The sequence below is a fragment of the Blautia luti genome (genome assembly GCF_013304735.1).
GTDB lineage: Bacteria > Bacillota > Clostridia > Lachnospirales > Lachnospiraceae > Blautia_A.
Genome location: NZ_JAAITI010000025.1, coordinates 25,917 through 50,542, shown reverse-complemented (window position 1 = coordinate 50,542; position 24,626 = coordinate 25,917). Strand labels below are relative to the sequence as shown.

The 24,626-nt window shown below is 43.5% G+C and carries 16 protein-coding genes; 2 read left to right on the top strand and 14 right to left on the bottom strand.

All coding sequences use genetic code 11. From position 1 onward, the window contains the following. Window positions 1-249: 249 nt before the first annotated feature. The 3 genes from G5B06_RS13080 to G5B06_RS13070 form a co-directional block, all read right to left on the bottom strand. Window positions 250-444 (bottom strand): hypothetical protein, encoded by a 195-nt coding sequence (locus tag G5B06_RS13080; RefSeq protein ID WP_173762085.1) that lies wholly within the window; start codon window positions 442-444, stop codon window positions 250-252. Between the two features lie 12 nt (window positions 445-456). Then, on the bottom strand, window positions 457-1,203 hold the full coding sequence (locus G5B06_RS13075; RefSeq protein WP_148445319.1) for a hypothetical protein: 747 nt from the start codon (window positions 1,201-1,203) through the stop codon (window positions 457-459). Window positions 1,204-1,361: 158 nt separating this feature from the next. Beyond that, window positions 1,362-3,620, bottom strand: coding sequence for a hydratase (locus G5B06_RS13070; protein ID WP_148445323.1), 2,259 nt, complete (start codon window positions 3,618-3,620; stop codon window positions 1,362-1,364). A gap of 226 nt (window positions 3,621-3,846) precedes the next feature. Between G5B06_RS13070 and G5B06_RS13065 the strand changes: the two genes are divergently transcribed. After that, on the top strand, window positions 3,847-4,113 hold the full coding sequence (locus G5B06_RS13065; protein WP_173762084.1) for a hypothetical protein: 267 nt from the start codon (window positions 3,847-3,849) through the stop codon (window positions 4,111-4,113). Between the two features lie 4 nt (window positions 4,114-4,117). Beyond that, on the top strand, window positions 4,118-5,104 hold the full coding sequence (locus G5B06_RS13060) for an acyltransferase family protein (RefSeq protein WP_173772235.1): 987 nt from the start codon (window positions 4,118-4,120) through the stop codon (window positions 5,102-5,104). A 60-nt stretch (window positions 5,105-5,164) separates the two neighbouring features. Here G5B06_RS13060 and G5B06_RS19070 read toward each other — a convergent pair whose 3' ends face one another. The 11 genes from G5B06_RS19070 to G5B06_RS13005 are packed head-to-tail and all read right to left on the bottom strand — an operon-like array spanning window position 5,165 to window position 24,621. After that, complete coding sequence (locus tag G5B06_RS19070; RefSeq protein ID WP_420314384.1) at window positions 5,165-6,343, bottom strand: radical SAM/SPASM domain-containing protein; 1,179 nt, start codon at window positions 6,341-6,343, stop codon at window positions 5,165-5,167. Beyond that, window positions 6,325-7,542 (bottom strand): hypothetical protein, encoded by a 1,218-nt coding sequence (locus tag G5B06_RS13050; protein ID WP_173762081.1) that lies wholly within the window; start codon window positions 7,540-7,542, stop codon window positions 6,325-6,327. Before G5B06_RS13050 ends, G5B06_RS19070 begins: the two co-directional genes overlap by 19 nt. A gap of 29 nt (window positions 7,543-7,571) precedes the next feature. Further along, window positions 7,572-12,422: an RHS repeat-associated core domain-containing protein gene (locus G5B06_RS13045; protein WP_173772233.1), complete on the bottom strand. Its 4,851-nt coding sequence runs from the start codon at window positions 12,420-12,422 to the stop codon at window positions 7,572-7,574. Between the two features lie 25 nt (window positions 12,423-12,447). Then, window positions 12,448-13,917, bottom strand: a complete 1,470-nt coding sequence (locus G5B06_RS13040; RefSeq protein WP_294408805.1) for a flippase — start codon at window positions 13,915-13,917, stop codon at window positions 12,448-12,450. Between the two features lie 15 nt (window positions 13,918-13,932). Further along, window positions 13,933-15,063, bottom strand: a complete 1,131-nt coding sequence (locus G5B06_RS13035) for a glycosyltransferase family 4 protein (RefSeq protein ID WP_148445342.1) — start codon at window positions 15,061-15,063, stop codon at window positions 13,933-13,935. 3 nt (window positions 15,064-15,066) lie between these two features. Next, window positions 15,067-16,269 (bottom strand): hypothetical protein, encoded by a 1,203-nt coding sequence (locus G5B06_RS13030; protein ID WP_173762079.1) that lies wholly within the window; start codon window positions 16,267-16,269, stop codon window positions 15,067-15,069. Between the two features lie 27 nt (window positions 16,270-16,296). Further along, a complete protein-coding gene (locus G5B06_RS13025; protein WP_173762078.1) occupies window positions 16,297-19,755 on the bottom strand; it encodes a protein kinase domain-containing protein in 3,459 nt (1,152 codons plus the stop codon). Window positions 19,756-19,784: 29 nt separating this feature from the next. Beyond that, window positions 19,785-21,296, bottom strand: coding sequence for a sulfatase-like hydrolase/transferase (locus G5B06_RS13020; RefSeq protein ID WP_173762077.1), 1,512 nt, complete (start codon window positions 21,294-21,296; stop codon window positions 19,785-19,787). Then, window positions 21,293-22,504, bottom strand: coding sequence for a hypothetical protein (locus tag G5B06_RS13015; RefSeq protein ID WP_173762076.1), 1,212 nt, complete (start codon window positions 22,502-22,504; stop codon window positions 21,293-21,295). Before G5B06_RS13015 ends, G5B06_RS13020 begins: the two co-directional genes overlap by 4 nt. Further along, window positions 22,494-23,534 carry a sugar transferase gene (locus G5B06_RS13010; protein WP_173762075.1) on the bottom strand — a complete coding sequence of 347 codons (1,041 nt, stop codon included), beginning with the start codon at window positions 23,532-23,534 and terminating at the stop codon, window positions 22,494-22,496. Before G5B06_RS13010 ends, G5B06_RS13015 begins: the two co-directional genes overlap by 11 nt. Next, complete coding sequence (locus tag G5B06_RS13005) at window positions 23,512-24,621, bottom strand: glycosyltransferase family 1 protein (protein ID WP_173762074.1); 1,110 nt, start codon at window positions 24,619-24,621, stop codon at window positions 23,512-23,514. The genes G5B06_RS13010 and G5B06_RS13005 overlap by 23 nt, the downstream gene beginning before the upstream one ends. Between the last annotated feature and the right edge of the window lie 5 nt (window positions 24,622-24,626).

The following is a 24,626-nucleotide window of genomic DNA, read 5'->3' as shown; positions in this document are numbered from 1 at the left end:
TGCATTTCTCCCTTCTGAAGTTCTCTTTTCAGTTACATGACTATACCAGAAGTCGGGAAAATAGCAATTCATCAGATGTACCGAAAATGCGTGGAGGAAATTGGGGATAGTAGATAATAGGGAAAATCAGGATAAAAGAAAAGCCATGGTTCGTGCCATGACCTTTCAAAAGAATATATTTATTTTTGATCTGTGGAAAGTGGTTTCAGGGATTACGGATTTCCGGTTAAAACCAGTTCACAGGTTTTGTCAAAAGGTCCGGATTCGCTGGTGGAAATCAGTAGTGTACTGCCGCCCTTGCTTACGGTTCCTGCCATTGGTGTGCCGCATTCCGGTAAGGTTGAACCAGGCAAAGGTTGTTCCTGTGGCAACAATCAGAAGAAGGAGCAGCCACAGAAATGCTCTTCCCAGTGATCTTTTTAACTGATTAACTTCTGTATCCAAAACTTCGCCCCCTTACTTTACAACTCCGGCAAATGATACGGAGAGATTCTTCAGGGTCTGGCTTCCCAGATTGTTTGTGCAGTCCAGCACATCGCCTTCTTTTCCTTTGGCAGTGTTGTACTCTGCCTTTGGGTTCTTTTTGTCACTGATGGCAAAAATGTATTCGGCGTCTGCGGGCTGGGATCTGCCGATTCTGTGAACTACAAAGCCGGCGCGGATGGCTGAGGATATGGGGTTCTTGGAATCACTGTCCTCAAATCCGATGTCTGCGATGTAGATATCTGTAGGATTTCCGTTTGTTCTTAAGAACAGGCTGGTCTTATAATAATCTGTGTAATCACCTCGTCCAAAGAGACTGGCCACCAGATTGGACTGGTTCTCTGTTCCGTTAGTGAAACCAATGACTTTCTGGAAGCCGCCGCTGATGCGGTTGGTGGATACAGGATTCAGTCTTCCGGTGAAACTGTCCAGCACTGCGGCTGACCCGTAGGTTCCGCTGTAGGAATTGCTGATCTGCAGATTAACTCCGGCTCCTGCTGCCATACGGACTTTTGTGGTATGACGGCCTGTGTTATATACATACCACGCATACGTTGCGGATACGACTGCAAGAAGGGCAATCAAAAGGGCAACTGTACCTGTGGTGAGTCTGTTTTTCAGATTTTTTTTACTGGAAATCTCTGACTTGTTTTTCTCATCAGGAATAATAATAGGCACCTCCGTTTCTTTTACCTGATATGTATGTGTGTAAATTGACATAATTTTACACTTTTATGTATTATCATACCATATTCATGGGGTTTCATCAATTTTTCACAGGCACAGTTTTTTTAATTTTTATTAATTTTTTTTGTTGCTTTTTCCGAAAAAGGCCGACGATTTCTGCATCGCCGGCCTTTCGGAAAATATTCTGTATTTTATTTACGGTTGTAGTTAATCAGACAGCCTTTGAGAATGATTTCTCTCTCATCGTCTGTGAGCTCGCCGAGTGTTACCTCGAACTCTTTCAGGGAGTCGCCCTCAACGGTGTAGCCCTTGATTACGTCTGCTTTTTCCTCAACTGCTTTACGGATTCCCGGGAAGAACAGGAAGTCTCCGTTCTTAAACGGAAGGTCTCCGGCAGGAATCAGGAATGGAAGCATACCCCAGTTGATCAGGTTGGAGCGATATCTCTTGGTTGCGTACTCGTTGGCAATGTTTGCCCAGCCGCCAAGTACTTTCTGGCAGGATGCTGCCTGCTCTCTGGCAGAACCATCACCTGGTTTTACGGCAAAGATGGTGCTTCCTACGCCAAGATTTGTCTTATCTACATCCGGATAAGTCTTGTTGATAGTCTGGATCACCGGTTTCAGTTCCGGAACAGCCTCTGCCGGACAGTTGCCTGCCTGGATTGCCTTCTGTGCTGCCTGGATCTCTTTTGCACGGCCTACGTAAGCCGGGTCTTTTCTGGAGAGTGTGAACTCTGCAAGTCCAAGCGGATTGGAACGGTAAGAGGATGTCTCACCGGACGGAATCAGCTCGTCAGTTGTGGTAACCGGATCGTGGATCTCGGAAACCACTTTCAGGATCAGGTTGTCTGCAAGTGCAGCCATCTCGGGCCAGTCTTTGATGTTCGGGCCAAACTGGATCTCTACGCTCGGATCTGCTACGCCCTTGCTGTCAAATACACGGTTCTCGTAGATGGATTTGTCGAAATAATATTTATGCTCGGAATAGCTTCCGTCAAACTCCTCAGCAGAAGTAAGGAATCCTTTGTTTGCTGCTGTAGCTGCAATGGAACGTGCATCCATAAGTGCAACAGAAGAAATCTGGCCGTTCTGGATCTTGGAACCTTCACGGTTCGGGAAGTTTCTGGTTGTATGACGGATACTGAACGCATTGTTTGCAGGTGTATCTCCGGCACCGAAGCATGGTCCGCAGAATGCAGTCTTCACAACTGCGCCTGTTCCGATAAGTTCTGCAAGAACACCGTTCTTAGCCAGTTCCATATAAATCGGAGTGCTTGCCGGATATACGCTTAATGTAAAGGCATCGTGGCCGATGTTTTTGCCTTTGAGAATGTCTGCTGCTGCACAGATGTTCTCGAATCCACCACCAGCACAGCCGGCGATGATTCCCTGCTCCACATAAAGCTGTCCATCGATTACCTTGTCTCTTAATGTGAACGGAATTTTTCCATCCAGGCTGACCTGTGCTCTCTTCTCTACGTCTGCGAGAATGTCATCCAGGTTTGCTTTCAGCTCGTCGATAGTGTAAGTGTTACTTGGGTGGAACGGCATTGCGATCATTGGTTTAATCTCGCCAAGGTCGATCTCCACACAACCGTCATAGTATGCAACATTGCCTGGTTTCAGTTCTTTGTAATCTTCCGGTCTTCCGTGGATTGCATAGAACTCTTCGATCTTGGCATCTGTCTGCCAGATGGAGGAAAGACAGGTGGTCTCTGTTGTCATAACATCGATTCCGATACGGAAGTCTGCGCTTAAGTTGGCAACGCCAGGTCCTACGAACTCCATAACTTTATTCTTCACATAGCCGTTGGCAAAAACTTCTCCAATGATGGCCAGTGCAACGTCCTGCGGTCCTACGCCCGGGCGTGGTGTGCCTTTCAGGTAGATGGCTACAACGCCTGGCATGTTGATATCATAAGTCTGACAGAGAAGCTGTTTAACAAGCTCCGGTCCGCCCTCGCCCATGGCCATGGTTCCAAGTGCTCCGTATCTTGTATGGCTGTCGGAACCGAGGATCATCTTTCCGCCGCCTGCAAGCATCTCTCTTGCAAACTGATGGATAACTGCCTGATGAGGCGGTACATAAACTCCGCCGTACTTCTTGGCACAGGTGAGTCCAAACATATGGTCATCTTCATTGATGGTTCCGCCTACTGCACAGAGAGAGTTATGGCAGTTTGTCAGCACATATGGTACCGGGAATTTCTCAAGTCCTGATGCTCTTGCAGTCTGGATAATTCCTACAAAAGTGATATCATGGGAAGTCAGTTTGTCAAATTTGATCTGAAGTTTCTCCATGTTATCAGATTTATTGTGAGCCTTGAGAATAGAATATGCGATGGTATTCTTGGCAGCCTCTTCCTTCGCTACAGGCAGGTTCGCCTGGTTCTCAGGAATGATTTCCTGGCCGTTCTGAAGATAAACACCGGTATCGTAAAGTTTCATTTCGGTTCCTCCAATCTGTAATGATTCTTTTTTTCACAATTTCGTTTATTATAGAGGATTTTTACACATTAGTCAATAAAAGCGAAGCGGCCCGGTGCATTGTTTTGTGTACAAAACGGGAATCCGCCCCAAACTTTACTTTCCCCTTGAAATCCGCTATACTGGAGGTCACTTAAAGTAGAATCTTCTGCCGGATGCGGCAGTTTCAATACGGAGGTATTTATTTATGTTTCGTTTATGGGGAAAAATCTGGAAAGACAACCACATGCTCCGGGACACGGTAGTCTGTGACGACAGCGACGATACCAGAACACATAAGATTTTCCATGGTCTTGAAGAGATCTGCTATCAGATGGACCTTGGCAATCCCATCTGGCTGGACGCCACTGTCAAAGACTTTAAGAAACATGACAAGGCACGTTTTTATCAGGATAATTTTATTGAACAGATTGAATTTGATTATCTGGAGATTCAGGTGATCGAGGAGGACTAGGAGAATGAATCTTACACAAAAGCAAAAACATTTCCACTCTCTTGACGGTCTTCGGGCAATCGCAGCTCTGTCCATCGTTGCAATGCATGTTTTATCCAACTCCAATTACAAGATGTCCGGGTTCATAGCCCAGCGCGTGATTCCATCTTTTTCGGATTTTGTATTTCTTTTTATGACAATATCCGCTTTTGGAATGTGTTGTGGATATTATGAACGGATTATGCACAATCAGCTTTCTCTGTCACATTTTTATGAAAGACGTTTCCGGAAAATTCTTCCGTTTTTTGGAATTCTGGTGTTGCTGGATCTTATTCTTGAACCTTCTCTGTCTCATCTGTATGAAGCTTTTGCAGATCTGACCCTTCTGTTCGGTTTCCTTCCTGAGGCAGGAAACATTACAGTTATTGGCGTAGGCTGGTTCCTGGGTATAATTTTTGTATTTTATCTTATTTTTCCTTTTTTCTGTGTTCTTCTTGAAAATAAAAGGAGGGCATGGGGAGCATTTTTTATCAGTCTGGTCTATAATTTTATCTGCGCGGAATACTTTCATGTGGGGAAAACAAACATTCTCTACTGCAGCTGTTTTTTTCTTGCAGGCGGTTTGATCTATCTGTATAAAGACTTTCTGATCAAAATAAACAAATGGCTTGTTCTCGGTGTGGTTTTCGTTTTTATTCTGCTATATTATGTTTCTCACCGGAATATTTATTTCTGTCTTGGTCTTTTTGCTTCCATGGTCATTTATGGAATCATCAGCCATGGGATACTTCTTGAAAACAGAATAACCCGATTTTTCAGTACTATCAGCATGGAAATCTATCTGTCGCATATGGTTATATTCCGCATTGTGGAAAAAACCGGGCTTAATTATCTTGGCGGCAATGGATGGCCACAGTATCTGTTTACTACTCTGACTGTAATTATTCTTACTTCTGTTTTTTCTTTTGTTGCCAGACAGATACTTTCCCGCCTGACAGAACGTCAGGCCTAAATCTGTAAACAGTTTTGCCGTGGCTCTGTATTTAAGAGCCACGGCATTTATTGTAATGGTTTATTCTGTTTTTTTCAGCTGTTCTCTGATATCCGCATCCACAATTTCCTCGCCTGTCCGTTCATTTAACTGTGCACGGGATTCTTTTGAAAGCCCGTCATTGATCGTACAGTTCATGTCACAGGTCGAACATTTATCCAGTTCTTCTTTGGATACCTTTCCATCCCGGTACTCTCTTACAATTTTATTTTCGTACATGGAATATTTCTTCTTCGTCCAGAATTTCAGCTTGTGACGGATTACCCACCAGGCCGGAACCCAGATATATTTATGCATGGCCGGTGACACAGATCCGATCATCCAGCAGTCTCTGTCACAGCAACGGACTTTTTTGCGGACTTCTTCTGCCTGAGCGGAATTCCATAATTCTTCCCAGGTCTGTTCATTGAGATTTCCCATGACCTCTTTATCTTTTGTTCCGTTACATGGCATTACATCTCCATAAGGATCAATGAAAAACGTATCAAAAGACATGTCACAGGGAAGAAGACGCTTCTGCCCGTAAATGTAGTTAATCAGTCCATGATTAAAGTACGCACGGAACCACTTTTTCGGTGAATTGGAATTCAGTAATTCGTTGACAAGTTTTTCGAAATTCTTTGCAACCATAGGTCTGTCGTGGATAATATTTTTTGCTTCCACAAAATAAAAACTGTTGTGAAGGGATGCAGTTGCAAATTCCATTCCCATCTTGTCTGATAAACGGTAAAGCGGTACCAGGTCTTTTGCATTCTTATCCTGTACGGTCATTCCGAATCCGACATCTTTCATTCCCATTTTCCGAAGTTCTTTCAGTGTTTTGTAGCCTCTGCTAAAGCCATCCTTAAGGCCACGGATCTCATTGTTGGTTTCTTCCAGTCCTTCAATGGAAATACGGATTCCGACATCTGGAAATTCCTTACAGAGTTTGATAATACGGTCTGTAAAAAATCCATTGGTGGAGATTACAATACGGTCGGATTTTTTGTAGAGTTCCCGGACAATTTCCGGAAGATCTTCTCTGATGAAAGGCTCCCCTCCGGTAATATTGGTAAAATACATTTCCGGAAGTTTCTTTATGGTTTCAATACTGATTTCTTCCTCCGGTTTGGATGGACATTTATACCGGTTGCACATGGTACATCGTGCATTACATCTGTATGTTACAATAACAGTTCCATTTAATTTTTTTGCCATAATCTTCTACTCCTGCTGTTTTCTACCTGTTTTCTTCTGTCATAATACTCCCAGATAAAGCCAAACAGATAAAATAAGGTGAAATTCATTCCTGTACGGATTACCAGTGTTTCAAGAAATCCGTAAATAAAAAATATTCCATATACAATTACATAATCCAGACGTCTTCTCTCAAACATCCACCACAAAGTTCCTGCATGTAAAAAGATAAAATACAGAAACAATACGATTCCAAAGCCCAGAAGCAGATACATATAACCGTTATCCAGCGTATACAGCCCCGCTTTTTCGGCTTCTTTTGGATCAGACTTATAGTACATTAAGGGCTGGCCCCATAAAGAAAATCCATAGTACTGATAGTACTTGACAGCTTCCGCAATACGTGCGCCAAAAGTGCCAAACAGTTTTTTAAAAATCTCCCCGTCTTTACAGAGGCAGACAAAAACCGTCGTTATGCCCAGAACCCCCAGATACCCGGCCAGGAAAAGATTTCTCACCACTGTTATTTTCCGGTACAGGAACTGTGTTACTCCACGCTTATTATACAGCACAGTGCAGATCAATAGCAGTCCCAGAAGCAATACTACAGTACTGCAATCTGTAACTGTTTTCACAAAAACCATTGTAATTATGATTCCCAGATAATGAACCAGCCTCAGTCTTCCTTTTCTCAACAGCCAGAACAGTAACACAAGCTGAAGAATTTTTGATGCGGCTGTATTCGGGTGTGAAAATCCCAGACTGTACGAAGCCACCAGATGTCCACTTTTTATCGTTTTACCAAGCGGTACAATGCCGGCTACACATAAACTCTCCAATATTATAAAACTGACAAGATGGCTTCCAAACAAACATTCCGTGATTTTTCTTGCCCTTACGTTTTTTCCTGCACATAAAAACCACAATGCCATGGAAAGAAACACATCTGTCGGATTATGTGTATATACCATAAAACCAATAGTTTCTGTTATTGCGATCAAAAATATCATCCGGGGCTCTTCTGCTATATCAAAGATCATTTTTAATACAAGCAATGCTTTGATCATATTAATAAAGGCAATATAATGTTCCCATTTTACCAGTGGAATATATGTTAATATACTTCCCTCTCCGACAAGTGTTGAAATTATAATATATGTGCACAAACATGCAAGATACAGTATTTCTTTCCAGTTAACATCCCGCTGCATTTTACTTTTCATTCTGTTCCTCATTTCCGTGTTTCTGTGGCTTAGCTGCCTTCTGCCGGGCAGGCAGCACTGCCTCTGTTTCCGCTCATGTAGTCTTTGGATTTGACGGTTTCCGCATGAACCGGTACCGGTGCGAAAATACCTGCCAGTATTTCCCTTCCTTTTTCTTTAATGTGATCGGTGATTTTTTTCTTTCCTTTTCCAATAATCTCATCAAAGAATTTCACACCGCCAAAAGCAATGATTCCTTTTCCAATAGTTTTCCATGCCACATTTGCAATCTGAGATCTGGCTGCTTTTGTCATAACCTGTTTCCATACGGCTGCCATGCTTCCTCTTCCTGCTGTGATCTTCGGAATCTTGATGTATTTGGACGCAGAACCAAAAATTGCTCCCGCGGTAGCTCCTCCTGCGGCACTTTTGGCTGTATTGTATGCCAGATTGGCAAAGGAGTAACCGTCTTCCTTACGGTAGCCTTTGGCTCCCGTAGCCATGCTCAGACCATCTCCCACAAAAGTTTCCACGGCTGCTCCTGCCGCTCCTGCTGCCATGGTGTTTCCGCCACTTGCAACAAAAACGGTTCCTGTTGTAAAACCACCGGCTGCTGTTCCCACATAGCTCTGCCAGGAACTTACCGTTGGCTTTCCGTTTGCAATGGAAGTTACCACATCTCCGGCTGCTTTTACTGCCACATTGGCAACTGCGCCTACAATTCCTCCGGCCAGCCATGCCACTACCTGACCAGTAGGGTCATACATATTCACCGGATCATTGAGGCAGTATGTATACGCATTGAGAGTCAGAGGCACGGTGATGGCTCCGGCCCATGGATCTTTGCTCAAAAATCTTCCAATCGTCGGAGCGTATTCTCTTGCGTTGGCATAGAGAAGTCCGCCGGATGGTTCCTGACGGTAGCCGGTGAATCCCCAGCCTGTGTATCCGTTTCCGGAAGTTTCCTGGTTTCCAAAACTGTCACATCCTACATACACAGATTTCTGTCCTTTTTCAATCCTGTATACAGGAGTCATTCTCTCATCATTTACGAAAAATGCGGTTTTTCCTGCTTCCGTTTCCCCCAGAATTCCTTTATCTCTCAAGATATTCCGGTAAGAAGCTCCGCTTCGGATACTGAAAAGATGATTGTGTTCTTCGGATATATCGTAGATATATTTTTCGCAGACCGGTTTCTGTCCCTGGATTTCTGTGGCTGCGCTGATCCGGTTTCCAAATCCATCGTTGGCATAACGTGCTGTCATCTCCGGTGTTTTCAGTGCGGTAAGCCGGTTTCTCACATCAAAAGTAAACTGTCTTACAGGATTTCCATTGACAGCTTCCTCTGTCATGTTTCCTCTCTTGTCGTAGAAAAACTGCGAAGTTACCCCGCCGGTGCAGGAACTGATCAGCTGGTTCAGAGAATTATACTGATACTCTGTATATTTCCCGCCAACTGTGGATGCAGTACGGTTTCCAAATCTGTCATAAGTATATTTTTCTGCTGTCTGGCCATTTTTCAGTACCTGGATCAGCTGACCTGCCGGATCATAATGATAGGAAAACTGTTCTTTTTCTTTTCCTTCTTTTATGAGTTCTGTTCTGCGGCCGGCCCTGTCATATCCACAGGAAATCTTTTCGTCCAGCTGACCGTTTCGTCTGCTGCAGATCTCTGCAAGATTTCCCTGAAGGTCGTACCGGTAGGAAGCAGAAAATCCACCTGGATATTCCAGGTTTTTGATTCTTCCATCCGGATAGTATGAATACTCTACTCCCTCCTGAGAATTTTTGCAACCGGTAATTCGCAGGCCTTCGTCGTAGGTATATGTGGTTTCCATGCCATCCGGATAAATGATTTTCTTCTTTTCTCCACGAAGTCCCCACTCAAATTTCAGGATTTCCTTCTCCGGATTCATGATTTCCTGAATCCGTCCCATAACGTCTATGTGGATTTCGGTAGTTCCGTTCCAGTCTTTTATGCGGATCGGATTTTTGAATGTATCATACTCATAGGCAATATCTGTTCCATCGGAAAATCTGTATCCACGAACGGTTCCGTCCGGATTATAAGTACAGCTGACACTGGTTCCGTCCGCATCCGTCCTCTTCAGCGCCCTTCCGCATTTGTCATAGACAAAGGTTGTTCTGTTTCCTGCCGGGTCTGTAACACCTGTAATGTTTCCTGCCAGATCTCTCTGGTATACGGTTGTTCTCAGAGCTTTCTGTTCCTGATTCAGGCTGTTGAGAACACCAGCGTCAATTCTTCCATCTTCCGGCTGGAGGATGGCAGTCAGACGGCGGCATCGGTCATAGTGGTACCCGGTCTGATTCCCAAGGGCATCGGTAACGCATTCCAGAAGTCCTCCCAGGGAATACTGGTATGCGGTCTTTTCTCCTTCTCCGTTGACAACGGAGATTACATTTCCGAGGCCATCGTATTCGTAAGTTTCACAGATTCCGTTTTCCTGTTCTGCACGGATGACGCGGCCCAGCACATCGTAGTTAAAGAACCACTTTGTTGTTTCATTTTCTGTGATCTGTGTGATGTTTTCGTTTATATCATAAAAGAATTCCCGGGATTTTCCATCCATATGAGATTCTTTTTTCAGAAGGCCGCCTGGATAGTATTCTCTCTTTTCCATAATTCCCTGGGCATCTTCGATCTGTTTCAGATTTCCAAGGCAGTCATAGCGGAATTTTTTTTCATATCCGTCTCTGTCCCGGAAGGAAGTCATATTTCCGGAAAGGTCATAGGTATATTCTTCTGCTGTTCCATCGGAATACCGGACTTCTGTCACATTTCCAAGGGCATCGTAGGAAGCCTTTACTTCCATATCCGATGGATCTTTGATATAGTCCGGGCGGTTCAGGGCATCGTAGCCCAATGTGTGAACGCCGCCTTCCGGGTCAATTCTCTTTATGAGGTTTCCACAGCTGTCATAGCTTAACTGGTTGACTGCGCCTTCCGGATCTGTAACACGTACCAGGCGGTGAAGAGCATCGTACTCATAGCGGGTAATGCCGCCCTCACCGTCTGTTTTTTCTGTCAGGTTCCACATAACGTCGTACTTCATGCGGGTGCAGCATCCATCCGGATCTGTGACGCAGACCGGTTTGTTCATCTCATTATATTCAATTTCTGTGACACCACCGTTGAAATCTGTAATCTGGATCAGGTTTCCGCAGGCATCGTAGCGGAGATGTCTTTCCTCACCCTCTGCATTTCGGATCATGATCAGATTATCGGCGTCATCGTACTGATATCTGGTCACATTTCCGAGAGCATCCCGTTCGGAAATTACCTGGTTTCTGTCGTTGTATCCGTAGACATTTTTTCCACCCATGGTGTTTGTGATGGATTCCAGCTTTCCGCCATTGTCATAGCTCATATAGATTCTGCTGTTGTCCGGACGTGTCCATACTACAGGCTGGTCATTTTCATCGTACTCATAGGTTTCCCGGTTTCCAAAGGCATCTTCTGTCCAGATCTGGCGTCCTTTTTCGTCATACTCTGCCTGATGCACCAGCTGACCGTTCATAAAGACGCTTTTCAGCTGGTTTCTGCCTGTATATTCGATATCCATCTGGTCATCCAGAGGAGAAGTGAAACGGCTCATGTTGCCGTTTTCATCGTAATCGTAATAACTGGTGTTTCCTCTTTTATCGGTAAAAGATGTTCTCTGGTTGTTATCGTTGTAGGTAAAAGATTCCTCACCATCTGCATAAATGTTCTTCGTATTGCGGAAAAGATCATCGTGTTCATAAGTGATCCGGTTTCCGTTCTGTTCGGTCATGATGACCTGGTTCTGCTCATCCAGATATTCGTATTTTACAATTCCACCGTCCGGGAATCTCTGAAGAATGGTTCTTCCTTTTTCGTCGTATTCATTTTTAAGAGCGGTAATTCCTTTGGAATTCACGATTTCTGTAAGATTTCCGTTGCCGTCATAGAGATAGCTGCTTTCTCTTCCCTGGGAATCACACACAGAAGAAAGACGTCCCTTATCACAGTAGATATTCAGACTTCGGCCAGACTGATCTTTTATTTCTTTCAGGCTTCCGGATTCGTCGTAATCAAAGGCTATGTAATCTCCGTTCTTATCTACAACTTTTCGAAGAAGTCCTTCCGCATAGCTCAGGGAAACCCAGGAACCCTCCGCAGTTTCTTCTTTCTGCAAAATTCCGTTTGTGTCAAAATGCCAGGACATGCCTTCATGATCGGTTACACAGTAACCGTCTTCCGTTTCCTGAAGTTCTGCCAGGGTTCCTTTTTTCGGTGTGTAATTTTCTCCTTCCCGGAAAAACTTAAGCTGGGAAGCGTCATCCCGGATCATGGTAATCTGGTCCGCTGCAGTCTTTAAAACAACTTCCCAGTTATGCATCCATCCTCTTCCCAAAATTCCGCCTGCAGGGTTCTGCATATTGTAGAAAATCCGGAAGGAAAGATCCATGTCTGCTTCCACATGCAGAAGTGTTTTTTCGTATACATAATTTCCGTTACAGAGATTGACCGGATCTTTGCTGTAGGCACTGGAATTATCGAGACCGTATTTTTCACTTACCGCATCAATCTTATTGCGGATATCTGACAGACTTTTTTCTCCACGATTGCCGGAACCGCTGCCATTTTTGCCCAGAATCCGGTTCTCCGCATTCTGATACAGAGCCGTGATTTCTTCCAGTGCACTGGAAAGGACCTGAAGTCTCTGTTTTGCAGTTGATACATTCTGAAGATTTCCGTTGAGTTTTCTTTTTATCTCTGCCATTGCAGATGAACGGATCTGCAGATTGTTCATGACATTCCTGACTTCACTTTCAATTTCCGTAACCTCTGACGCCAGCCGTTTTTCCTGATCTGCCGCCTGTTTCATTCCTGAAAATCTTGTTTCAAATTCAGACACGCCTGCACACCTCCCATTAGTAGCTTTATTTCTTTTTCATAAACTTACGGATAAACATTTTTCCTGTGTTCCAGTATTCACATACGATGGACTCCTTCAGAACCAGAAGCATAATTCCATATACCAGGAAGAATACAATTCCCCCTGCAAGGAGCATCGGAAATGTTGAAAGACTGCTCTGGCGAATGGCCATGGATGCCACGGATGCCAGACAGACCGCAGTAACGGATTTCCAGATCTCCGCTCCTCCGAAGAGTTTTCCCAAATCTTTTTTCAAAATACACATCTGATAAGCCAGAACAACCAGTTCCGCAGAGACTGTTCCGATGGCAGCTCCGGAAGCTCCCAGTCTCGGAATCAGAATTGCATTGATAATCAGGTTGATGGTGGCTCCTGCAATTTCTGAATACAGGACATATTTTTCTTTTCCCATAGGAATCAGTATCTGTATTCCTGTGATATTGCTGAGTCCGATGAGAAGCAGCGTTGGCATAATGATCTCCATAGGGAGAATCGCCCTTTCAAAAAGTTTTCCGGATACCAGATAAATGGTAGGTTTTGCAAAAATAATAAAGAACATTGCCAGGGATCCTCCGGCTATAATCTCGAAAGCAGCTGCCTTTTTTGCCAGTTTCCAGAATTCTTTCCGGTTTCCTTTTTCCCAGTGATAGGATACTCGGGGAAGCAGTACGGTTCCCAGAGAAGTTACCACGCTGACAAGAATATTTTTGATCTTTACAGCAGCATCGTAACAGCCGTTCTCATCTGCGCCTTTGATAAACCCAAGCATTACGCTGTCCATGTTTGTATAAATGGTTGTAGCCACGGACATTCCGAAAAAAACAAAAATCGGTTTCAGATGCTGCCGGAAATGATAGCCTCCTACAGGACGAACCGAGATCATTTTGTGAAGATTGATAAAGTTCATAGCATTGGAACCTACCAGCGCAAGGACGGTAAAAAATCCATAAGCCACATAATCATCGCTGTTATGTATAAATACAAAAATACATACAAACGCAACAAATTTAAAAATAATGGAGCGGACCGTAATATAAGTATACTGTTCCAGTCCTTTATACAGCCACTCCACACCAAGGGTGTTGAAAAAGATCAGAATACCCATGACGAGAAACAACGTCTTTTCCTGCCTGAGCCGTGGGGTAAAAAATATGGCGGCAAAAAAGGCGGCGTATGACAGGAAGCAGGTAATCATATTGATAATCAGAACTTCCTGTACTGTACGGCTTAATTTTTCCCGGTCATCTCTCACTTTCGCACATACGCGGATTCCATATGTGGGAATGCCAAGCTGGGCAAACATGGTAAAATAGGTGATTATCGCATTTGCAAAACTTACCATTCCCATTCCATATGGCTTCAGAATTCTGGACGCATATGGATAGGTGAGAAGTGGAAACAGGATATTACTTCCTGTAAGGATTACATTCATTATAAAATTGTATGTCACAGATCGATTGTCGGCCTTTTTCACTATTAGTTCCTCTTTTTATCCCTGATATAACTTAATCGTTTCCTGAACGATTTTATCCCAGTTGTATTTGCCACAGATAAAATCTGCGGATTTTGCCTTATAGCCTTCCACCACTTCCGGATGATCACAGAGATCCTGAAGTTTTTCCCGCAGATCCTTTACGCTGCCTTTTCTAAAAGTTACACCACAGTCTTCTATAACTCCGGTACAACCGGAAATATCGGAAGTGAGACAGCAGTTTCCGTAACTCATCGCCTCCATCAGACTTAAAGGCATGCCCTCCAGATCACTGGGCAGAGTATAAAGATATGCATTGCTGTAAAGTTCTTCCAGTGTTTTTCCCTGGACAAAACCTGTGAAAATGATTCTTTTATCACCGGACGCAAATTCTTTCAGTTCTTCCATGAATTTTCCGGTGTCGCTGACACCGCCTGCAATTACAAGCTTTTTGTCCGTATGTACCTTTTTGAAACTTTCAATCAGATAACGCAGTCCTTTTTCCGGTACAATACGGCCCAGAAAAAGAATATAACCATCTTTTTCAAGTCCCCATTTCCTGGAAATAGCATCTGCCTTTCTCTGAACCGGACGATTAACTCCATTTGGAATCAGCCATGTTTTCCGTCCGTACTGTTTCTGAAAATATTTCTGTTCTCCTTTATTCAGAACAATGATTTCATCCGCAAAACGGACTGCACACCGCTCTCCCATATAGATAAATTTCGATGCCAGGCCATTTTTCCATTTTTCACGGGCCCAGTCGATCCCATGAATGGTACAGACTACTCTCTTTCCAAAAAGTTTGGGCAGCCAGCTGAAAAACGCTGGTCCCTCCGCATGGATATGTACCACATCATAATTTCCGAATGCTGTTCGAAGCGCTGCGAAAAAAGATGCTGTCAGCGCCGCAAAGCCCTTTTTCTCTATGGTAAAAACGTAACGGATATCGATTCCTTTATACTCATGTACTGCTTTTTTATCGAACTGTGCACCACTGACATGATGTCCTCTTCTGTTAAAACAGGTTACATGATAGCCCTTCTGAACCAGGCGTGTACCCAGTTCCTCCACAACGATCTCAACGCCGCCTTCCCTGGAAGGAATTCTCTTATGTCCAAATATGGCAATATTATGCACTTCTCTCATTGCTCAGTTTTTCCTCCATAAATGCGTTTGATTTTTATCAGATATCATCATTCCCGTCAGTGCCATCAGCCAGAAGGGATGATATGCGATTTCCATCAGATGCTGCTCCATCACACAGCACAGAAAAACTACCATCAGGATAAACATCCTTCCCGGCATCTGTGCTTTCATCAGCCGGAACATAATCCATACGGATAAAACTGTAAGCATAGCCAGAACCAGTATTCCGTACTGCAAAAGTATATTAATGTACGAGGAATCCAGGAAAAAATATTCCACACCGTCTTTCAGGTGAAGGGCTCCTCCATTTCCATTCATGACCACTTCCTGACCAAGAAGGGGGATGGAATAACGTTCAAATCCCTCATGTCCCTGTGACAGCCGCGTATTCAGGATTCTGTTCAGAAGTCTCATCCAGCCGTAATCCTGATTGTAAAGCAGTGCCAGAAGTATAGAGCCCACCGCACAAACCGGCATACAGAAAACACCTGCTCTCTGTATTTTCCTGTTTTCCTTCAGAATTTCTTTTTTCTTCAACAGGAAGAAAAGCGCCAAAATCCAGAGCCCCAGAGCGCTTGTCCTTGCTCCGCAGAAATACAGACAGAACACACCAAGACAGGCCGTAAAGATAATATCTCTGTACCGGATATTTCGAACCTTCAGCCACAGATAACAGGCTGCTGAAAAAAACACATGTGCTGAAAAATCTGTTGGATAAATACTTCCAAAAGATATTCTTGTGATACCGCCACGTTCTTTCTGGACATAAATAAGATTTTCGATTTTTCCGGTCAGTGCCGCAGCCATTGTGACCAGCAGGCATCCTGTGGATACCCACAGGAATACCCGGATCACTTTGTCTGAATCCACATCCCTGGCTCCAATAATCAGAACAGCCAGTTCCAGTACATATCTTCTCATATAGTGATGCCAGCAGAGAATCAGTACTCCGGCCGCAATTCCCGCAATCAGGATTTCATATAATTTCCAGGGCCGGCCGCAGGAAATCTTTGCAAATACGACCAGAACCCCAAAAATAAATACCAGATGCAGCTGTGTATCTGTCCATCCATAAGAAAACATGGTCGTATCCTTAAATGCCATTACTGTAATCATCACAAAGAAAAGCAGATACAGATTTTCGAAAATATTCTGTTTTTTTTCATCCGCTTTGCGGTATATACTCATTACTGTGTTCTGAATCATGATACTCCCAATATTATAATTTCACCATTAATTATTCTGTGGTACCAGATCAATGGAATTGTATTTCAGGCTGTCATAGCAGTCTATCCAGGTATAGTTCACCGGCTGATGTGTGGTTTTATCATATACCAGAATATGTAAGCCACGCTGCTCATTGGTCATTTCCTGACCATCCATGACAATCTGTGCAAGAGAATCTTCCAGTCCATTTCCTTCACTGATCACATTAAAGGAATGTCCGTCATAGCTGAAGTCATTCAGTGAAATCTTCATATCGGAAAATTCATCATTGCTTCCGTTTGTGAAGCTTAATTCTCCCAGATCATTTGCAAACAGGCCAACATAACTCTTCTGGAAGGAATCGTCTCCGTCAAATGCAGCAGTTACGCCAATCTGGCTCATTGCGTTCTGAATATCTGTATCCATGTTGCTGGTTCCCTCATCACCTACAGCCATGATAACCATATAGTTATCTTTATTTACCGCAAGGTTGTTAAAATATTCGATAATGTGCTGTTTTCTTTCTTCCTTCTTGTCCGTATATTTAAGGGAAATCCATTCTTTTCCATGGTTCTTGGAAAGTGGCGGATTATCATTTCCCTGATTGTTCCATGCATCGTACCAGATACGGTCTACAATACAGTCGTTTTCCTCATCATAAACAACAATATTCAGACCCGCTTCGTTTGATGCATAATTTACAGTTCCACTGGAAATCTCCGCTACCGGTGAAGCGTCATCTGCATCGTCTTTTCTTCCGTTGCTCTTCAAGTGGAAAGTTCTTCCATTTAATGCTGTATAATCAGCTTCCAGTGCCACACCGTCCTCAGAGGATTTGCTCTGCTCCAGGACCAATTCGGAAGTACCGTCTGTGTGCGTTTTTACCACTGCAATGTATCCGTTTCTAAATGCCTCCGGCGCAACGAGAATATCGCTGTGAATTCCCAGTTTGTTCAGCTCACCAGCGATATTATCAATCTCTTTGCCGTCATCTTTAACGGAAAACATTACTGTATAACCGGAATTTGACAGCACATTCAGATAATCACGGATAGAACTTCCATCCGCAGCATCACGGAAATATTTTGCAGTTTCCAGTGTGGCTTCTTTCTGTGCCAGCTCTTCTGGAGTTACAAAAGTAGTCATAAATCCTGTAATACCCTGCAGTTCTTCGGAATTATCCGTGTAGTCTGTCGGATTGAGCATAAAGTCTCTCTCCTCATCATTGGTCGGATTTTCACAGAAGAAGGCAATATTCTGTTCTTTTACTCTGTCTTCATTTCTAAGATATACATTACTCCAATAACTGTTGGTGCCAAAGCATACCGCTTTGATATTATACTCTTTCCAGTAATCCAGAGACTGCTGCATGGTCATGCCATCATTATCTGCTCTGAACATGATTTTCAGATAATCCTCAGCCTTATTAATATTATTCCATTCTTCAAAAGCTGCCGGAGTGTCCACAACAGCGATCGTCTTCTGTATAAGGCCTGCCTCATTAAGCATATCGTATAACGTCTGTTTGTCCATATCTTCTGAAACTTCTACCAAAAGCTGTAAATCTTCTTTGCTTTTGATATATTCCGCAATATTCTGGAAATCTATGCCATAGCTCTCACTGTATTCCACAAAACGTACACCCTGATTATAAAGTTCATCCAGCCTGGAATTTACCGCATCTTTATTATTATCGATACCACCAATTTTCATAATCTGTTTGACATCTGTCTGAGCGTCATTTCTCCAACAATTATCAATCCAGGAATTATCAATTAATCTTCCATATACGTTCTTTTCTACATCGTTACTCTTAGCTGAAGTCTCATATCCTTCTTTTGTTTTCGGACAAATTTGTACTGTTATCTTTGTTTCTTTATTAATCTTTTCAATAAGGTTTTCATCAACCTGTACATTCAAAACACCATCTTCAACTTTTCCATCTTTCAGAGCGGTTCCATTTACATAAACAATGGCATTATCCGGAAGATCCTCACCTTTGATTCCAAGTGTAAACGCTTCTTTCAGACGAATAGCATCACTGGTAATGCTTCTGCCATTCTTCACAAGCTCTGTAACCTGCGGAACCTTGATTTCGGAATCATATACCTCTATATCCGCTTTTTCGGAAGAGGAAGAGAAAAGTCCCATGAAATGTGATTTTGCATAGAAGGAAAGATCTCCTGTTCCTTCAACGGAGAACGCAACTTTCAGCTCTTTATCCGATTTCTCAATGATTTTCAGGTCTTCGACTTTCTGATTATCCAAATACAGGCTGTCCACTGCGGAAAGATTACTTCCTTTGATTACCAGCGGGTCTTCTTCCGTAAATACGGTGTTTCCGTCCAGCTGTTCCGGGATGCTTCTTACATCCAGAGATGGCTGTTTGCTTTTTGCTCCGGCAAAACCGATTCCTGCAACTGCACCTACTACCACAACTGCTGCCGCCACACCAATGACTACTTTTTTATTTCCGAAACCGGGTTTCGGTACTGTTCCTATAACTCCACCGGTACTAAGAAGCTCTCTTCTGAACTCTTCCATGGAGCGGTATCTGTCCTGGCCTTTTACGGCAAGTCCTTTCAGAAGAACCGCTTCCTGTTTCTTTGGCATGGATACCCCAAGCTCTGAAGGTTTTTTGAGGGTATCTTTCTCCACACGCTGGATGGATTCCTCCGGAACCTGGCCTGTGATGCAGAAATAGATGGTTGCTGCCATCGCATAGACATCGGTCCATACGCCCTGGTTTCCGTCTGTATGATACTGCTCAATAGGTGTATATCCCTTCTTTGCAATAACCATGTTACTGAGGCCTGTGTTTGCCTGAATTTTTGCACCACCAAAATCCAGAAGCTTCAGGGAACCGTCTCCGAGAACCATGATGTTATCCGGACTGATATCTCTGTGGAGAATTCCATGCTCATGGAGATTCTGAAGAGATGACATAACCGAATTCAGCTTGGAAGTCACTTCATTGACGTTCAGTTTTCCGCCCTGTGCTTTTACATATTCCTTAAGGTTGATTCCATCCAGATATTCCAGTACCATGTAAACGGTATCATTCTCATAGAAGAAATCATACACTTTTACAATTCCGGTAAGATCATCCAGATGTGCGATAATCTTTGCTTCTCTTTCGAACTTTTCACGATTCAGACGGTAGTACTGCTCCTGAGAGTCTCCCGCACTGGTGCTGACAGAGATGGAAGTAGAGGTACTGTTATCTCTGTACATATATCCCTGTACAAAAAATTCCTTGATTGCCACAACACGTTCCAGCATCATGTCCATGGCGATATAAGTAATTCCAAATCCACCTTTTCCCAGAACTTTTCCTACAAGATATCTTCCATTCAGCACTGTATACGGTGTCAGAACATATGGAGGCATCACATAGGTACTCTGATCAAAATGGCAGTGAGGGCATATATTCTGCTCCGGTTCTTTCTCTTTCATACAGTTAATACATAATCTTGAAAAATCCATGATATATTTCTCCTTCCCTTTCACCGGTATTATTCATCCTCTTTTTCCAGATCTTCCATAAACCGGGATTTTTTCCTCAGTTCTTCCCCGACTGTATCCAGGCCGAAACGTTCCACCAGAGTCTGCTCATAGGAAAACACATTGGTTCCCAGTCCCAGACGGTTTCCGTCAATCTCAGCTCCCAGTGCAGCCAGTGTTGTTGGAAAATAATCCAGTAATGTATATTCCCTTTTTTCTTTCTGCTGCGGTTCCACAGCAGAATTGATAAATGATGTATATACTCTCCGTTCATAATCATCGGAAACCGGGTCGCAGAAGTCCGAATCCATGGTTGTATGATCTCCGGTGAGAACGATGGTAGTATCTTTATAAAAATCCTGCTTTTTAATCCAGTCCACAAATTCACTGATCTGTCTGCTGGAACAGGAAATTACATTCGCATATTGGTTGTCTCCCCACTGGTCTTCACACTGTTCACAGACATAGCCGTCCTCAAAATGTGTGTCAACCGTAAGAATGGTTATATTAAACGGCTGGTCGCTTTTTGACAGCTCCAGCATTTTCTCTTTTGCAAAGGCAAAGGAACGTCTGTCCTCAAATCCCCACCAGACCTTATAGTCTTCCGGGATCAGTTTTCGTTCTTTTGCACTATTATAATCGATAATGTCAAAATTTCCATGCTGTTCAAAAAAATGGTCTTTTCCCGCAAAAGCAGCTTCTGATCCAAGGATAAATACCTGCTGGTATCCCTGCTCCTCCAGAATATCTCCCAGAGCTACCGTATTGGAAAAGAATCCTTCCCTTGTGTCCATTTCATTGGCATCAATACTTGTCTTTAACGGAATTCCGCAGCTCTGTCCAAAAATGGCACCCATGGTAAAACCGGTTCCCGGAACGACATAGCCGCCGTTGAGTTTTTTGTCAGTGCCTGAAAAATCTTCATTTTCCTGTGCAAGTGTAGTAAGTTCCGGAATATAATCATCCTCGAAACCACCGCCGTTCTTTTTGTCCGTATAAGTGGTTTCCATAGATTCCATGTAGATATATACGAGATTTCTTTTTTTCTCCGGAAATTTAATGTCTACCTTGGAAGGATCCACATAAAATCCATCGATCAGCTCGGAGTACTGCCCCTGTTCATCTAGGTAAGATCCAAAATCTATGCTGTTCCAGAAATTTACCGCAGAAAAAGCGGTCGTTCCTGTGGACGCAGCCAGGACAATTCCGCTGATACTCCAGAAGAGGCGTTTTTTCTTCAGAATACCGGTAATTACCAGTAACACTGCCGCTACAATCGCAATTACAACTGCCGGAACCGCACAGTTTTTTATGAATTCGTCAATCATTGCCTGATTTGTGCCCTCAAGAGGCGCCCGAAGGTGAAAAACCAGCTCATCGGCAGTAAGATGGTTCCATGTCTTCAGCGCCCACTTTGCGGAACAGGTGGCCAGCACTGCCACAAACGCCAGAACCGTAAGCAGTAAAACCACAAAACATTTCAAAATCTTCAAAAATACTCTGTTTTTTTTATCTTCTTTCATCTTTTTCCGTTTCTCTTTTCCAAAAATGTCCCTCTGATAAACGGTGCTGCCGCAAACAGAAACGGGTTTACATAAATATCTGTCAATCGTGGTTCTACAAAACAGTACATCAGTACGCAGAGAACCAGTATGATTCTTCCATCCTGATACTGAATTCTGACTGCCCTGCTCATAACAATCAGAATGACAAGTACCAGAATAAATATCAGAATGCCATAATTCATAAGAATTCTGGCGTAGGAATTGTCTACAAAATTATAGCTCTCCAGCAGGCTGTCCGTATTATCTGATCCACCAAATCCGACCCACTGGATATTTTTTCCAAATAAATGAACTCCGTAATTGCGGAAACCGGCTGTCATGTACTGAATCCTCTTGGTGAGAAGCCGATCCAACAGCTGTCCCAGACCGGTCCGGGATATGGCGCACATTCCCGCCATGACAAGCGTCATCAGAATGCCAAATCCATCCACAAGAAATCCCCAGACCCTGCCTGCAAAAATTTCTTTTTTTCCTGTTTTTTTTCGGACCAGACCGAAAATATAGACACCGGCTGTCATTACCGCAATCATCAGAAATCCAAATCTGGAATCTGTCAGCTTAAACAGAATCAGATTGAGGACTTCAATCAACAGCATATCCAGCAGTGAGAGTTCCATCTTCATAACCCAGCAGTAAAGTACCACGATAAAAAACAGATCGGACATCATGGTACTTGGATAGTTGAATCCAAGGGCATGGCGGATGGGAATATCCTGTCTCTTAAACATAAGATCTTCGATGACTCCATAAGCACACAGGCCTCCGGTCAGCATCACTGTCACGGAAAGCATGGTCAGAACTGCTTTTACGATATCATCCAGATCTATGCTTCCTGATGCCATTATAAATATGACACAGGCCAGAAACGACCGGTCTCCGCAAACAAGTGCACTGATGCCGGCCACTGCCAGTATCAGGAAACACCAGAGACTTCTTCTGATATCTGTAAGATACGGATGGAACCATTTTCCATCTTTAAACGCAATATGTTCATCTGCAATCAAAACAATTCCGAAATAAAAAGCGATATAACGCAGATAAACAAACAGCTCATTCCAGTATGAAGTTTCCACCAGCAGGGTTGTCTGCAGGATCGTCGGAACGCAGTACAGGAAAAGTCCTGTATAAAATAATTGGGATTTTAATTTCGTTCTGTTATTGTTCATTGCTTTCTATCTCATCTGTTATCTTTTTCAGGGAACTTCCTTCTCTAAGATGCTCTCCTGTTTTCTTTACATTCTGAAGCATCTCCTTGTATTCCTCTTCTGTCATCCGGTTTATCAGTTCCGGAATTTCTTCCAGGCTTTTTACTGTAAGGCCCAGTTTCTGTTCCCGTATCCATGGTGCAATGGCAGCCTGTTCCCATACGATCACAGGCATTCCACTGGCCAGATACAGGGATGCTTTGTGGGGATTGTTGAATTTCAGGTATCCTCCAAATGCGCCCTGGCATTCATGGACACTTCCTCCGTCCCAGACAAGTCCCCAGCCTTCCTTCATCACAGACGGAAGCTGCTCCGGTGTATACTGTCCTTCGTAAATCACCTGGGGATTCTTTTCGGTTTCCTGATAGTTGGGACCATACAGATGATATTCCAGATTTCCCTGCACCTGTTTCAGATCCTTCAGAAATCCGCATTTTTCTGCTTTCAGGTTTCCGGCAATGGCGATTTCATAACGGTTTCTTTCTGATGCAGGCTGAAATCCCGTAATTCGGTAATCAAACAGCCCCAGGATATGAATTCTCTGGAAGCTGTAACCTTTTTCCAGAAGATACTGTTTCATCTTTTCGTTATGGACAATCACTTCGTCGGCAAGCTCCAGAAATTCTTTTTCGGAAGCAAAAGTAAGACCTCTGAGACTTTCCAGATCGTGTATCAGAAGAATAATCCTGGTATTCTTCTTTTTCATTTTCCGGACAAAGGGTACTGCCAGCTGACTGACTTTCGGATACATGGCCAGGGGATACTGTATGATAATCCGGTTGTTGCTGTCGGCTACCTTGCTGACATGGTTCCAGTCAGACAAAGTCAGAACTGACATTTTTAACTTGTCCAGCGTTCCCTTTTCTTCACTGTGATGCACACAGACCGGCGTATAACCGCAGCTCTCCAGAATCTCTGCCACATCGTTGCGGGCTTTGGAACCGGCATGGTTTTCACGGCTGTTTTTCTCAATTACACAGAAGTTTTTCAAGTTTTTTTACCTCCGTATGAATATCATATCCGCCCTTTATAAAATTCTGCCGGATTACAGATTCTTCTTCTCTTCTGGATGTCTCTGCCATCTGAAGCAGGGTATCGGTCCACTCTTCCAGAGGCGCATCCAGGGAAATCCTTTTGCAGTTTCCATTTAATATACAGTTCTCCGGTACTGCCTGTTTTGAAGTTAGCATAGGCAAACCATTGGCCTGTGCCTCCAGAGCTGCAATGGGTGCGCCCTCAAACCTGGATGGAAATACAAAAAGGTCAAAGGCACTGAGCCACTGACAGATGTCCTGCTGCACGCCTGCCCAGTATATCTTTTTTTCGATTCCAAGTTCTGACGCAAGTTTTTTCAGTTTTTCCTCATCCTCTCCCTGTCCTACGAGAACAAGGCGGGCATCCGTTTTTTTCTTTCCCACACTGGCAAAAATCTTCAGAAGAAATTCCTGATTTTTCTGGAAATGGAGTCTTCCCACATTTCCCATGATATAGCTGTCCGCAAATCCCAGCTGCTCTCTTAACTGCTGCCGTTTTTTCGGATCAAACTGCATTCTTTCTGTAGAGATGGCATTGTGAATAATCTGCACCTGATCTTTCAGGGAATCCCTGTAAAACCAGTGGGACGCAGCTTCTGAGCATGCCCAGTAATCGGTAGCATATTTCTGGATTACAAGGCGGTTCAGATGGTGAAGAACTCCACGAAGCCGGGAATCCATGTTTTTTGAATTGTGGCTGTGGATAATCCGCTTCGGGATTCCGTATTTTCTGGCATATTTCAGATAGTCAATATTCGCAAGGCTACTTACATTGACCCATATGCATTCATATTCTTTTCCATGATTGCCGAAAAACATCTGAATTTCCTGTCTGTATTTCCCGTAATTTTTGCTTCTGGCAGTAAAGTGGATCATCTTGCAGCCTCGCTGGATCAGTTTGTCTTCATAGGCCACTTTTTCGTAGGAATTACATAAAAAATCAAATTGAAATTCCGCCAGATTCATTTCCGATATGTAGTTATACAGAAAACTTTCCACCCCTCCGGGGTTTTCTGTCATTCCAAATACCAGTATTTTATGCATAATTT

Coding starts and splice junctions, on each gene's coding strand:
- G5B06_RS13065 (WP_173762084.1), top strand. CDS start 3,847: ATGTTTCGTTTATGGGGAAAAATCTGGAAAGACAACCACATGCTCCGG.
- G5B06_RS13060 (WP_173772235.1), top strand. CDS start 4,118: ATGAATCTTACACAAAAGCAAAAACATTTCCACTCTCTTGACGGTCTT.
- G5B06_RS13050 (WP_173762081.1), bottom strand. CDS start 7,542: ATGAAAAGTAAAATGCAGCGGGATGTTAACTGGAAAGAAATACTGTAT.
- G5B06_RS13075 (WP_148445319.1), bottom strand. CDS start 1,203: ATGTCAATTTACACACATACATATCAGGTAAAAGAAACGGAGGTGCCT.
- G5B06_RS13005 (WP_173762074.1), bottom strand. CDS start 24,621: ATGCATAAAATACTGGTATTTGGAATGACAGAAAACCCCGGAGGGGTG.
- G5B06_RS13035 (WP_148445342.1), bottom strand. CDS start 15,063: ATGAGAGAAGTGCATAATATTGCCATATTTGGACATAAGAGAATTCCT.
- G5B06_RS13015 (WP_173762076.1), bottom strand. CDS start 22,504: ATGAACAATAACAGAACGAAATTAAAATCCCAATTATTTTATACAGGA.
- G5B06_RS13020 (WP_173762077.1), bottom strand. CDS start 21,296: ATGAAAGAAGATAAAAAAAACAGAGTATTTTTGAAGATTTTGAAATGT.
- G5B06_RS13070 (WP_148445323.1), bottom strand. CDS start 3,620: ATGAAACTTTACGATACCGGTGTTTATCTTCAGAACGGCCAGGAAATC.
- G5B06_RS13030 (WP_173762079.1), bottom strand. CDS start 16,269: ATGATTCAGAACACAGTAATGAGTATATACCGCAAAGCGGATGAAAAA.
- G5B06_RS13025 (WP_173762078.1), bottom strand. CDS start 19,755: ATGGATTTTTCAAGATTATGTATTAACTGTATGAAAGAGAAAGAACCG.